General features: G+C 59.0%; 12 protein-coding genes. 8 read left to right on the top strand and 4 right to left on the bottom strand.

Going from position 1 to position 13,005, the window contains the following annotated elements:
• Window positions 1-4 precede the first annotated feature (4 nt).
• Window positions 5-2,485 (bottom strand): DNA gyrase/topoisomerase IV subunit A, encoded by a 2,481-nt coding sequence (locus tag G439_RS0104185; RefSeq protein WP_022867931.1) that lies wholly within the window; start codon window positions 2,483-2,485, stop codon window positions 5-7.
• A gap of 68 nt (window positions 2,486-2,553) precedes the next feature.
• Between G439_RS0104185 and G439_RS0104180 the strand changes: the two genes are divergently transcribed.
• Entirely contained in the window at window positions 2,554-3,090 is a 537-nt protein-coding gene (locus G439_RS0104180; protein ID WP_022867930.1) for a DUF5998 family protein, read from the top strand.
• Window positions 3,083-4,231: an alkaline phosphatase family protein gene (locus G439_RS0104175; protein WP_022867929.1), complete on the top strand. Its 1,149-nt coding sequence runs from the start codon at window positions 3,083-3,085 to the stop codon at window positions 4,229-4,231. Before G439_RS0104180 ends, G439_RS0104175 begins: the two co-directional genes overlap by 8 nt.
• Window positions 4,232-4,332: 101 nt before the next feature.
• Here the strand turns inward: G439_RS0104175 and sepH are convergent, their stop codons facing one another.
• Window positions 4,333-5,496, bottom strand: a complete 1,164-nt coding sequence (gene sepH, locus G439_RS0104170) for a septation protein SepH (RefSeq protein ID WP_022867928.1) — start codon at window positions 5,494-5,496, stop codon at window positions 4,333-4,335.
• Window positions 5,497-5,668: 172 nt separating this feature from the next.
• On the opposite strand from sepH, the gene G439_RS0104165 reads away from it, so the two are divergent.
• Genes G439_RS0104165 through G439_RS11105 form a run of 4 tightly spaced genes read left to right on the top strand, consistent with a single transcriptional unit; the run spans window position 5,669 to window position 7,750 of the window.
• Entirely contained in the window at window positions 5,669-5,971 is a 303-nt protein-coding gene (locus tag G439_RS0104165; protein ID WP_026459377.1) for a DUF4193 domain-containing protein, read from the top strand.
• Between the two features lie 9 nt (window positions 5,972-5,980).
• On the top strand, window positions 5,981-6,628 hold the full coding sequence (locus G439_RS0104160) for a DUF3710 domain-containing protein (RefSeq protein WP_022867926.1): 648 nt from the start codon (window positions 5,981-5,983) through the stop codon (window positions 6,626-6,628).
• A complete protein-coding gene (locus G439_RS0104155) occupies window positions 6,621-7,013 on the top strand; it encodes an OB-fold nucleic acid binding domain-containing protein (RefSeq protein ID WP_022867925.1) in 393 nt (130 codons plus the stop codon). Before G439_RS0104160 ends, G439_RS0104155 begins: the two co-directional genes overlap by 8 nt.
• Window positions 7,013-7,750 (top strand): DUF3159 domain-containing protein, encoded by a 738-nt coding sequence (locus tag G439_RS11105; protein WP_022867924.1) that lies wholly within the window; start codon window positions 7,013-7,015, stop codon window positions 7,748-7,750. The genes G439_RS0104155 and G439_RS11105 overlap by 1 nt, the downstream gene beginning before the upstream one ends.
• A 61-nt stretch (window positions 7,751-7,811) precedes the next feature.
• Here the strand turns inward: G439_RS11105 and G439_RS0104145 are convergent, their stop codons facing one another.
• On the bottom strand, window positions 7,812-8,528 hold the full coding sequence (locus tag G439_RS0104145) for a potassium channel family protein (protein WP_022867923.1): 717 nt from the start codon (window positions 8,526-8,528) through the stop codon (window positions 7,812-7,814).
• A gap of 1 nt (window position 8,529) precedes the next feature.
• Complete coding sequence (locus G439_RS0104140) at window positions 8,530-9,180, bottom strand: potassium channel family protein (protein WP_022867922.1); 651 nt, start codon at window positions 9,178-9,180, stop codon at window positions 8,530-8,532.
• 161 nt (window positions 9,181-9,341) lie between these two features.
• Here G439_RS0104140 and G439_RS0104135 point away from each other — a divergent pair, with 161 nt between their 5' ends.
• Both G439_RS0104135 and G439_RS0104130 read left to right on the top strand, forming a co-directional pair.
• Complete coding sequence (locus G439_RS0104135) at window positions 9,342-11,396, top strand: APC family permease (RefSeq protein WP_022867921.1); 2,055 nt, start codon at window positions 9,342-9,344, stop codon at window positions 11,394-11,396.
• Window positions 11,386-12,720 (top strand): class I SAM-dependent RNA methyltransferase, encoded by a 1,335-nt coding sequence (locus G439_RS0104130; protein ID WP_022867920.1) that lies wholly within the window; start codon window positions 11,386-11,388, stop codon window positions 12,718-12,720. The genes G439_RS0104135 and G439_RS0104130 overlap by 11 nt, the downstream gene beginning before the upstream one ends.
• Window positions 12,721-13,005: the final 285 nt, after the last annotated feature.

Here is a 13,005-nt window from a genome sequence, read left to right as displayed (position 1 = left end):
AACCTCACCCAATCGTTGCGATAGCAAAAACGATCGGAGTTCCAGAACCGTCGCGACGCGGGTCTTCTGCCGGAAGTTCGACGGGCGACCCATCGGCTGAGGCCGCGCGAGCTGGCCGCTCGCCCACCCATGCGACGTCCAAACGGTCCTCGCCTCGTAAGAAACGCTGAGTGCGAACCCCTTGCCCGCCGCGCCCCTTCGACGGGTACTGCTCAAAAGGCGTGACCTTGACTGTGGTCTGGCCGGTGCCAGGCAATGCGCCCTCGGCAGCTGCCACAGTGACGACGACAGCCTCTGCAGCAGAATCAACCACCCAGAAGCCGATGGCTTCCACACCATCGTTGAGCTTCATTCCAGCAACGCCGCCCGCGGTGCGCCCCTGGGGGCGAATCTTTTCAGCAGGGGTGCGCAGCAGCTGAGCATCAGAAGACACGAACACCACGTCCGCATCGTCCGGACACGGAGCCAAACCAACCAGGCGGTCGCCCTCGTCTAAAGAAATCACGTCCCACTCGTCGCGCTGGAGTACGTCTGGGCGCAGACGCTTGACCGTGCCGCGAGCCGTACCCATGGCCATAACCGCGTCGCCCTCGGGATCGAGGAGGCCAATCGCAGGCGAATCAGTGTGGAGCAGCAACGAGGCCGGGGTCGCAGCTGCCAATGACAAGCCCGTGTCAAAACGCGGCAAGGCAGGCAAGTCCACAACCTCAATACGATGGGCAACGCCGTCGGCCGTGACAACAGCAACCTGCGACCTGGCAGTGGATGCTAATTGAGCGCGCCACCCGTCGTGCGAGGCACGCGGGCCAGGCTCTAAGGGATCGGCGCCTTCAACTCGGGCCAAAGCACCCGACGCCGACAAAACGACCGTGCACGGATCATCCGGGATTTGCAGATCCATACCTTTGCCAGATTTCGACACAGATGGCAAAGAAGCAGCCAACGCCGCCGAACCTGCGGCAGGCAAACCATCAGCCCCGACCTCGGCGCCCGTGGATGCCAGCAACACGGTGCGACGTGGAGTGCCTAAACGATCCGACACCTCACGCAATTCCTTCTTAACCAGGCCGCGCATCAGTTCGGGGTTCTCCAAGATTTCGCGCAACTGGGCGATCTTGGCCAATAGTTCGTCGCGCTCGGATTCCAACTCGATCCGGCTGAATTTCGTGAGCCTGCGCAGACGCAACTCCAGAATGTAATTCGCCTGAATCTCCGTCAGATCAAAAGCCGTCATCAAACGGGTGCGGGCGCTCTCCACGTCATCAGAGGACCGGATGATTGCAATGACATCATCAATATCCAAGATGGCAATGAGCAGGCCTTCAACCAGATGCAACCGATCTTCACACTTGGTGAGACGATAGGTTGAGCGCCGCCTCGTCACCTCAAGGCGGTGGTCAATAAACACCTGGAGCATTTGTTTGAGGCCCATGACCTGGGGCTGACCACCCACCAGCGCCACCGCGTTAATCGAGAAGGAATCCTCCAAAGGAGTGCGCTTGTAAAGCTGCTGAAGCACCGCTTCGGGATTGAAACCATTCTTAACTTCAATGACCAGACGCAAGCCGTGGATCCGGTCGGTGAAGTTTTGAACCGAAGAAATGCCCTTGAGCCTGCCGGCATTGACATTCTCTTTAATCTTCTCAATGACTTTTTCTGGCCCGACCATGTAGGGCAGCTCGGTGACAATCAACCCCATCTTGCGCGCGGTAACACGCTCGATTGACACCTTTGCACGGGTCTTGAAAGCGCCTCGGCCCGTCTCATAGGCCTCTTTGACACCATCGAGGCCCACGATCACGCCGCCCTCGGGAAGATCAGGGCCCGGAACGTAGCGCATGAGGTCAGCCACTGTCGCTTCGGGATGATCCAACAGGTGGATGGAGGCTGCGATGGTTTCAGCCAGGTTATGAGGGGCGATATTCGTCGCCATACCAACGGCAATACCGGAAGCCCCATTGACCAGCAACTGAGGGAAAGCAGCGGGCAACACGTCAGGCTGCATGAACTGGTTGTCATAGTTGGGCACAAAATCGACAGTGTCCTCATCCAGACCCGTCACCAAGTCCAGAGCCGAGGCCGCCATCCTGGCTTCCGTGTAACGAGCGGCAGCGGGACCATCATCTAAAGACCCGAAGTTACCGTGTCCGTCAATGAGAGGAACCCGCAGGTTAAACGGCTGAGCTAATCGCACTAGTGCCTCGTAGATCGCCGAATCGCCATGAGGGTGGAGCTTACCCATGACCTCGCCGACAACCCTTTGAGACTTGACGTGACCACGGTCGGGGCGCAGGCCCATCTGATCCATTTGGAACAGGATGCGCCGCTGCACGGGCTTGAGGCCATCGCGAGCATCCGGCAGAGCGCGGGCGTAAATGACCGACACCGCGTACTCAAGGAAAGACCCTTTCATTTCGGCCGAGACATCAATCTCTGAGATGTTCTCGTCCTCGGGCAAGTCGATGAGCTGGTCCTTCTTCGGCATAATCCGCATTCTTACGCCGCTCACGAGCTGTTTTCGACTCACACGCCGTGTGACGGCACAATTAGGGGATGGACACATGGGCAAGAATCGAACGCGCGGGCTTCTATCCTCAGATTGCCAAGCGTGCTCTCCGGCGTGCGCTGCGAGGAACCGAACCGCTGGCAACGCTATGCCAAGTAGACGCCGCCTTCGACCGAGGCTCAGTTTTCCGCCATCTGACGGTGGCAACGCTCACGTCCTCGTGCCTCATCCACGTCCATATTGACGAACTCGAAAGCGGGGGAGCAGGCGTCGCAACCGCCATCCACCCAATCTCTTCCATCATGGGTGCCTCCATGATGGAAGTTGTTGACCGGCCTGAAATATCGTGCGAAGTCAGTGAGCTGACTATCGCCATTAACGTAGGTGGACAGCGTCGAACAGAAATAGAACCGGCCCACTGTGACGACCCACAGTGCACCGCCGACCATGGCTATTCAGCGTCTACCTTCCCCGACGATCTGACGATTCGTATTTCTGGGGCAGCCGACGGTGTCGACGTTCTGGCCGAGGCCGAGCAATTCGTCGATCATCTGTACCGACTGATCGGACAGAACCATGCATGAGCGTCCCACCGGTCTGGACCTTCCCGGAGCAGACCTGCCCACAGCTGACGAACCGCTGCTCACCGACGTGCTGGGAGCGTCACTGGCCGCCCTCGACCCCGCACTGCCTGGGGCAGACGACGGGGCGCGAGAAGCCTTGGGAATCGCTTCGGACGCAGAACAACTCCTCGTCATCCTTGCAGACGGCTTGGGCTACTACGGCATGGCCGACCACTTCGGCCATGCCCCCACGCTTCGATCCATGCGCAATGACATCCGCTCTATCCACACCGTTGTCCCCTCAACCACGGCGGCTGCCATCACTGCTTTTGGTACGGGAGCTTTCCCGGGGGCAACACGCATGGTCGGGTATTCGGTGCTCCACAACTATTCGGTGATGAATCTTTTGGCCTTTGAGGGTGGGCCGGCCGTCGAGGACTGGCAGAGTGTGAAGACACGTTTTGAATTACTGGCCGAGGTGGGGGTTGAGTCAGCGGTCGTCTCGCCGTCCTCGTTCGCCGGCTCGGGATTGACGAGGGCGGCCTTGCGCGGTTCGCGCCACGTGGGGGCATTTTCTTGGGAGGAACGCTGCGCTGCTGCACTTGGCGAGCTACGAAAAGGCACGCGCGTGGTCTACCTGTATTGGTCAGATATTGACCATGCCGGCCACGGACACGGAATTGGTTCGCCGCAGTGGGTTGCCGCGTTGGAGGACTTTGACCGAGGCCTGGGTAGCCTCTTGCGGCGCCTGCCGGCTGGTGTGCGGTGTGTGCTGACGGCCGATCATGGCATGGTCAATGTTGAACGGTCTGACTTGGCTGACTTGGCGGCGCAACCGGGGCTGGGAGCCGGTGTTGTAGCGATCGCGGGGGAGACGCGCGCAGTCCATGTCCATGCGGAGCTGGATGAGGAAGATGCGGTCATTGAGCGGTGGCGCAATGAGCTGGGGGACCGCGCGTGGATTCTTGTCGGCGACGAGATCGCTGCAGTGATCGGGACAGGGCCTGGAGTTGAAGTTGTCGGCACGGCATTGGTGCTCATGCGTGAGCGCTTCGGAGTGGTTGATTCTCGGACCCAGTCGTTCCAATCAATTGCAATGCCCGGAGTCCACGGTTCGCTCACCCCAGAAGAGATGCGAATCCCGGTCCTCCAACTCGCCTAAATTTTTCTCGCCGAGAGCAGACTTTGTGGTCAAAAATCAGCGATTTCGAGGGCGAAAATGCGCATAAGGTCTGCTCTCGGCGGGGGCGGGGAAGGGAGCAGTCAGTTCTTCGGCTTGGAACCGAAAACAATCTCATCCCAACTAGGAACCGAACGACGCCCCTTCTTAGCCTTCTTCTTAGGGGCCTCGGAAGCATCCAGCGTTTCCAAACCCGGAAGCGCGTCATTTTGGGCTACGTCTTCTGAACCTGAAGCCTCAGCCTCACCAGCTTTTTCCTCAAGCACCGGCTCCACCGGCGAGTCAGCTACCGGAGTCACCTGAGAATCGGGCAACCAGAAAACCGACGGGTCCATCCGCTTGGACTCACCGCTATCAGTAGCGACTTCGGGAATCTGCGCGGTCGTCGGCAAGGGGCCACGATCCGCCTGGTCCTTGGTGCGTGCTTGAGCAATCGAATAGATGCGCGCAGAAATAGTGCTGGGAGCTGGATCCGATGAATCCTCGTCAGAGTCAGCCTCAGCGTCATCGCCGAAGATTTCGTCGAATCCTTCGTCCTCGTCCAGGTCATACTCGATTTCCTGGCGCTTGCCGCGCGCAGCATTGAGCTGATCCAAAATTGCTTCGCGAGCCCGGACCTCTTCAAGATCAGCCTCATCGCGCTCAGGGGCGGGCAAGGGAGTGAAGATCGAAGCCGCAGGCGTTTGCGAAACTGTTTCAGTGAGCCACTGGGCTTCCTGATCGACGGCTTCAATTCCGCCGCCGCTCGTTAACAGCCAGTGAGCTCCGCGTTCGGCGGCTCCCTGGACAAAAGTCAAGCAGATCTGCCACGGGCCGGAAGCCTCACGTTGAGCCTTCCACTCCAAAGAATCCGGATCCACTCCGCGCGCAGCCAGTCGATCCACTACGAGGTCGCCCATCGTAGGGCCGTCGGGGGTATTGCCCACGGTGCTGGCTAGAGCGCGCTGAAGCGCATAGTTCTTTTCTGCCTGAACGGGAGCTTCAAAACGTCGTACAGAGGCGGGATCCATGCCATGCCCAGATGCGATTTCTTCAACCGTCGCACCGGCGCGCAGCATCGATTGGATCTCACGCGGGCGCAGGGCCTGGGCTGCAATTGAAGGGGCGGCCTCGATCCGAGGACGGTCGCGTCGCGTGGCGCCGCGCAGCTCATCGGTGATCTGGACGCTGTAGCGTTCACCGTTCTCATCCGTGAACACCAGCGATTCTCCGTCGCCTCCGACACCGAGCAATTCGAGCTCGATCATGGACACCTCCTGCGTAATGGTCGAGTCGAATCGTCTCAAATGACGGGGAAAACATCGGCTCAATTCTGCGCGTGTCTCCAACTCGATGGCATTGAACTTGCGCAAGTGTTATCCTCCCACCGCTGAGGCACGAATGACTGTCGTGCAGCTCAAGGCCCGGGAGGGGATGACCATGGCAACTGATTACGACGCTCCACGCAAGAACGAGGACGATGTCGCCGAAGACTCGATTGAGGAGCTCAAGTCACGTCGAAATGACGCTGGCTCGGCCGAAATCGAAGAGGACGAAAACGAGGCGGCTGAGAATTTTGAGCTGCCCGGAGCTGATCTGTCCAAGGAAGAACTGACTGTTCACGTCGTTCCTCGCCAGGAAGACGAGTTCACCTGCTCAGTGTGCTTCCTCGTTCACCACGCCTCACAGCAGGCCTACGTCGATGACGCTGGCTTGCCCGTGTGCACCGAGTGCGCGGGCTGAGGCCCTGGAATGTTTGGACGTAAAAAGAAGACTCCAGTCGAAGTCGTCGAACACGAAGAGCAGGTTCAAGTTCTGCCCACCCTCAACGACGAGGACGACATCTGGAACCAACCAGGGCCGCGCTCATTGAGTGAAGTTGACACATCAACCGGATATGTCGATATGGGGTCGGTACGAATCCCCGCGATTCAAGGCATGCAGCTTCGCACGCAGGTGGCCGATGACCAGAAGACGGTTCTGCGCGTCCTCGTGGTTCTTGGTGCTTCCGGCATTCAGATGTCGGTGGCGGCTGCTCCGCGTTCAGGAGGTGTGTGGGACGAGGTACGAGAGCAGCTCAAGGCCTCACTTGAGGACTCAGGCGGCACAATTGAACACGTTCAGACCCGTTACGGCCAGGAGCTCTTAGCCGATATGCCCGTCAAGACGCCGGATGGACGCGACGCAACCTCGCGTATGCGCATTATTGGGCGCGAGGGCGACCGGTGGTTTGCGCGGATTGACATCATCGGTCCCGCGGCGCAAAGCCTCGAAGCTGGCGAGCAGATCGAAAAGGTCATTGATCGCATTGTTGTGGTGCGTGACGATCAGCCGCGTGCCCGCCTTGACTTGTTGCCCCTGCACGTGCCCTCTGGGGCCGTAGAGGTTCCGAATGTCTGACTCGGGCGGGTTCGTTAAGAACCTGTGGGCGAAGCTCGTCCAGAGTTTGCACACCGATAGCCGTGAGGCTGACGAGGTCAATGACGAAGATCGCTCACGGCGTAGTCGCGGCACCACGGCGATCTGCGATATTCGCGACCGCGAACGAGTGACGCTCTACGGCCGTCTGAAGTCCATGACTTTCCCTTACGAGGGAGGCCATTCAGTACTCATTGCCACTCTCTTTGACGGCACGGGCACTATCGAATTGCGGTGGCCTGGGCGCAATCACATTCCAGGCCTTTCCGTCGGAGAGCACATCGAAGTTGAGGGCACAGCCGGTCGGCAGGGCGACCATCTAGTCATTATCAATCCGCTCTATCGGATTATCGCGTCGGAGAACTGATGGACCACCTGACATCCAAGGAAGAACAGCAGGCGCAAGCACAAAGAGACGATGTCTTAGTTGGGGCTCCTATTCCCGTTTGGATGCGTCAAATTGATGAGGAAGTATTTTCGTGGCAGGCTGCGGTCGGGGGAGCGCGCGGCCTCGTTGAATCTCTAGCACCCGGCCTGATCTTCGTCATCGCTTACGTTGTTACTCGTGCCTTGTGGCCAACTCTAATTGCTGCTGGAGCAGTTGCACTCCTTGCCTGCCTCATACGCCTCGTTCAGCGCCAACCTTTGACTCAAGCACTTTCGGGAGTTTTTGGCGTTGCTATCGGTGTGGTCTGGGCAGCGATGTCAGGAAAGACTGAAAACTATTTTGCGTGGGGTCTGATCACCGCAAGCGCGTTCCTCACTGGCATCGTGGCCACGATTTTTGCTCGCCGGTCGCTTGTGTCCATTGGCGTCGGCCTCGTCTGGGGCCTGGGACCGCGGTGGCGTAGCCAGGAACGTTACCGCCTGCTAAACCGTCGTTGCACGGCGTTGTCGTGGGCGTGGGCGATGATGTTTGCGATCCGTTTGGGGGTGCAGTGGCCGTTATGGCAGGCATCCATGGTGACTGAACTGGGTGTCGCTAAACTGATCCTTGGTCTGCCGCTCTTTGCATTGGTGTGTTGGGCGACATGGATCGGCTTAAAGCCTTTCAAACCGCTGCTCGATGAATCCTCCTCGCAAGCGAGCGTTTCAACACCCTGAACCTCACTGCTGAACTGACGAACTGGTAGCTCCTCGAATCGAGAATTCGTAGGAGAATCACTTACGCTTGATCTTCGCCACCTTCGTCGCCGTCGGTAACTTCTTGCGGCTCTGGTACTGCAACCAGGGCGGTGAGTTTCGCCAAAATATTCTGGTCGTTGTCCGCCAAGATCAGCAGAAGCTCATCTCCGGCCTCAAGCAGGTCGTCCGGGCCGGGGGTGAGAGGCCGTCCATCACGCAGGATCGCTGTCAGCGTAGCGCGAGGAGGCAGAGCCATTTGCGCCACCCGCATTCCAACTACGGGCGATTCTTGAGGCAACACGATCGCATACATTGCGACCTCGGCGCCGTTGAAGGAGAAGAGCCGCACCGGGATACCCACAGAGACTGCTTCCTCAACCAACGAGGTCATAATTCGCGGCGTCGACACGGAAACATCGACGCCCCATGACTGGTCAAAAAGCCACTCATTCTTCGGATTGTTCAGGCGCGCAACTACGCGAGGCACCGCAAACTCGGTTTTTGCCAGTAGCGAGATCACCAGGTTGACTTTGTCGTCGCCGGTGGCTGCCACCATGACATCGGCATCCATCAAGCCAGCATCACGTAAAGCGTCAGGGGAGCACGCATCAGCCAACACCCAATCGGCATCGGCAACGGAAGCAACCCGTAGCTTGTCGGGCTGCTTGTCGATGAGGGTGAGTTCGTGTCCGTGCTCAAGGAGTTCGAGGGCAACCGAGCGGCCCACCGATCCGGCACCTGCGATGACGATCTTCATGTCATGCCTCCAACTGGGGAGCAGCTGTTAAAACGTCGCGCAATTGAGACGAGTCCGTCCCAGACACCGCGAAGTACAACTGATCGTGCTCTTGGACAACCAGATCATTGGACGCGGGTTTAATCGACCCTAGACGCGAGGCAAAGGCGATCCTGCATCCCGTCAACTCTTCAACGGTGGGGAAGGCCACGCCGTACCAACTCGGCGCGGGGGTGGCATTGACCAGGGAGACCTCGCCTGTGGGGTGCGTCCAGGTTACGGCCGCGTCGGGTGGGAGTAGGCGGCGCATGACGGACTCGGTGGTGCGTTTGACTGAGGCCACCGTGGGGATTCCGAGGCGCTCGTAGACGAACGCGCGGGTTGGATCATAAATTCGGGCAACGACGCGTTCGACGTGAAACACTTCTCTGGCCACACGCGCCGAGATGATGTTGGAGTTGTCGCCCGATGACACGGCAGCGAAAGCGTAGGCGTCTTTGAGGCCCGCTTTGCGTAAGGTGTCGCGATCCATACCTTGGCCGGTGACTCGTCGCCCAGAAAAATCGGACGGCAGTCGGTTGAAGGCTTTGGAATCGGCGTCAATGACGGCCACAGAATGGCCGTCGGCGTCTAATTGGGCGGCCAAGCGTGCCCCCACGCGGCCACATCCCATAATCACAAAATGCACGCAACAAACGTACCCCTACCGCTGCCCTAGGCCAAGCCTGACGAGGTTGCCGACGCTCAAGCGATGCTGCGGAGGTGACGTAAAGAACCTAGTGCTTATGAGGAGACCGGCTGGACCCAGGAGAATAGGAGACTAGGCTTTGCGACGTGTTGAACAACGTGCTGAGCCGAGCCAAGCGACTCCTCATCGGTCGCCCCATGCGCTCCGACGCCATGGGACGACAGCTCCTGCCCAAGCGAATTGCCCTGCCAGTCTTCGCCTCTGACGCCCTTTCATCGGTGGCATATGCTCCCGACGAAATCCTCCTCACCCTGGCTCTGGCAGGCTCCCTTGCAGCCATCCAATCCATCTGGGTGGGAGTCGTCGTCGCGGCGGTCCTAGCCATCGTTGTCCTGTCCTACCGCCAAACCGTGCACGCCTACCCATCGGGGGGCGGCGACTACGAGGTCGTGACCACGAACCTGGGACGCACCTGGGGCCTAGTAGTCGCGGCAGCACTACTCGTTGACTACATCCTTACCGTCGCGGTCTCAATCTCTTCTGGCGCCGCCTACATCACCACCGCTATTCCCAGGCTTACAGGCCACGAAGTAATGATTGCCGTCGCCCTCGTCATCCTCTTGGCGCTGCTTAACTTGCGCGGAACCAAAGAGGCAGGCGGAGCTTTCGCCATCCCGACATACCTCTACATGTTTGCCATCGCACTGATGGTTGGTGTCGGTATGTTCCAGTGGGCCACCGGAAACCTCGGTCAAGCCCCCACAGCCGCCTACGAAATCGTCCCTGACGAAGCCCACGCCCAGGGCATCACCGGCCTGGCCGGGGCATTCCTGCTGATGCGCGCCTTCTCCTCGGGATGCGCGGCCCTGACCGGCGTCGAAGCCATCTCCAACGGCGTGCCCATGTTCAAACGCCCCAAGTCAAAGAATGCTGCCACCACCCTGGGTATGCTCGGAGCAATCGCGGCTACGATGATGCTGTCCATTCTTGTTCTGGCCCGCAAAACTGGCGTCAAGATCGTCGACGATCCTGCTGAACAGCTCACTCTCAACGGCCAGGCACTCCCCGCTGACACCACTATTGCTCCGGCTATCGGTCAGATTGCTTCGGCGGTATTTGGTAGCGGATCATTTCTTTTCCTGTTGGTCACGGTTGTCACCGGCCTGATCTTGGTGCTGGCAGCTAACACGGCGTTCAATGGCTTCCCCACTTTGGCGTCCGTGTTGTCACGAGACTCCTATCTGCCGCGTCAAATGATTCGGCGCGGCGACCGCCTCGGCTACTCCAACGGCATCCTGGTTCTGACAGTGGCAGCAATCGTCCTGATCGTAGGGTTCCAAGCCCAAACAACCCGGCTCATCCAGCTTTATGTTGTCGGAGTCTTCATCTCATTCACACTGTCCCAGCTGGGAATGATCCGTCACTGGAATACCATTTTGCGCACCCGCCAGACCGGAGTTGAACGCGGACAGGTTCTGCGCTCGCGGGCAGTCAATGTCATCGGATTCATGATGACTGGAATCGTGCTCTTCATTGTGATTGTCACGAAGGTGTCGCGGGGAGCTTGGATCACTTTGCTGATGATCCTCGTTGTATTCCTCATTCAAAAAGGAATCCATAACCACTATGACACCATCCGTCAGCAGCTCAAAGTTGAAGACTGGTCAGCTAAGCGCGCATTGCCGACGCGTGTGCGCGCCCTCGTCCTCGTGTCGAACCTGTCGCGCCCATCGATGCGAGCCATTGCCGCCGCCCGCGCCTCCCAACCGGCGTCCCTCGAACTGGTGTCGGTGGTTGCCGATAAGGATGAAGAACGCAAGATTCGAGCCGAGTGGTCTGAGTCTGGTGTGCCGATCCCTCTGACGCTGCTGTCGAGCCCCTACCGAGATCTCAATGGCGTGATCTTGCACTATATTGAGTCGAGGCGCCGCCGTTCGCCCGGTGAAATGCTTGTCATTTATATGCCCCAGTTCCTGGTGCGCCACTGGTGGGAAAACGCCATGCACAACCAGACTGCACTTCGCTTGCGCCGCGACCTCATGGCCGTACCCGGCGTTGTGCTCACCACCGTCCCATGGAAACTCGGAGAGGACGACGAGGTTGAGGGCAGACAACTCGTCAACGATCCCTTTAAGAAAGTTGCCGCTGACTTCTATGAGGATGCAGCTCACCCCATACCGTGGAGGAAGAATGACCAATAAGGGTCACCAGAATCGCCGTCGCCAACACCGCAGGAACAAGCGGACGGTTCCGGTTGAAATGCCAATTGTTGACTTGACTATTGGCGAACCTGCCCACGGGGGTGCGTGCGTGGCCAGGGACGAGGACGGGCGCGTCGTCTTTGTGCGCCACGCCTTGCCCGGCGAAAGGGTCCGGGCGCGTATCACCTCCACCCGTAACTCTTTGGCGTGGGCTGACGCCATTGAAATCCTTGAGGTCTCGCCCAATCGAGTCGAGCCCTTGTGGCCGCAAGCCGGTCCAGGGGGAGTGGGCGGTGGGGAACTGTCCCACGTGGCACCGGTTGCGCAGCGGGAGTGGAAAACCCAGGTGGTTGCTGGCCAATTGCGCCGAGTGGGAGGTGAGGAACTTGCCGCCTGCATCGGTGAACTCGGTGGCGTTAAGGTTCTTCCAGTCCCAGGTGATGAAGCAACTGACGACATGTTGGCCCACCGGCGGACTCGCATCGAATTGGTCATTGACGAGGACGGCCGTCCGGGTATGCACCGCCACCGAGGCCACGAAGTCCTGGCGCTGAGCCAGATGCCGCTCGCGGTTGAGTCCATCACTGCGTTGGGATTGTTTGATGAGGATTCCCCGTGGCGCGAGCTGTGGAAGCCGGGGGACCGGATTCGCATTGTTGCGCCCGATGGTGGTGCGCCTGTTGTGGTCATTGGGCAGAGTGTTTACGACTCCAACCGGCAGGAGATTGAGGTCGACCAACTGGAGTGGCACGTTGACGTGGGAGACCGGACGTTTACCTACGGCGTGCGACCACAGGGCTTTTGGCAGACTCATGTGCGCGGTGCCGAGGTGCTTGCGGGGGCGGTGCTTGAGGGTGCTGACGTGCGACCCGGTGCAACCGTGATGGAACTGTATTCGGGAGCTGGATTGTTTTCTGCAGTTCTTGCCGATGCCATCGGTTCCGAGGGACGCTTGGTGAGCCTTGAATTAGATGAGTCTGCGGTGGCTGACGCTGCCGAAAATCTTGCACCGTACGAGTGGGCGGATGCTTTTGTTGGAGACGTTGATGCTCAGGGAATTATTGATCTGACTGATGAGCTGGGTTCGGCTCCCGACGTCCTCGTCCTCGACCCGCCGCGCGCAGGAGCAGGACGTGGCGTGTGCCAGGCGATTGCTCGGGTGACTCCGGCGCGCATTGTGTTGGTTTCCTGTGACCCCGCGGCGGGGGCACGTGATCTACGAACCCTGATGGATTGTGGCTATCAGGTTGAATCCTTCCAAGCGTGGGATCTCTTCCCGCATACTCACCATGTTGAGACAGTAGCGACTCTGGCGCGGATTTGAGGGAGGTGCTTGGAAATCAATAGGGGGCGTCCGCGCACGAGTTGATTCGTGGCGCATTAAGAGCTGTCAGCTGTCGTAGCTGGTGAGAGTCGCTGAACTTGCACGCTAGCCTTTCAGCAGTGAGTTAAGTAAAAGATTCTTGTTGATGGTTGTTTTCTTCGTTATATTCAGCCTGGAGTGGCTACGGATCGAGGGGGGGGGAGGAACTCGTGTCATGGGGTTGGTGGGCACTAATCGTCATTGTGGCCGCTGTTGTGTTCTTCTATCTGTCCAGTCGCTTTAGTG

The organism is Schaalia vaccimaxillae DSM 15804, assembly GCF_000420425.1.
Classification (GTDB): domain Bacteria; phylum Actinomycetota; class Actinomycetes; order Actinomycetales; family Actinomycetaceae; genus Pauljensenia; species Pauljensenia vaccimaxillae.
Note: the sequence above shows the minus strand (reverse complement) of the source record. Positions and strands in the feature narration are given on the sequence as shown.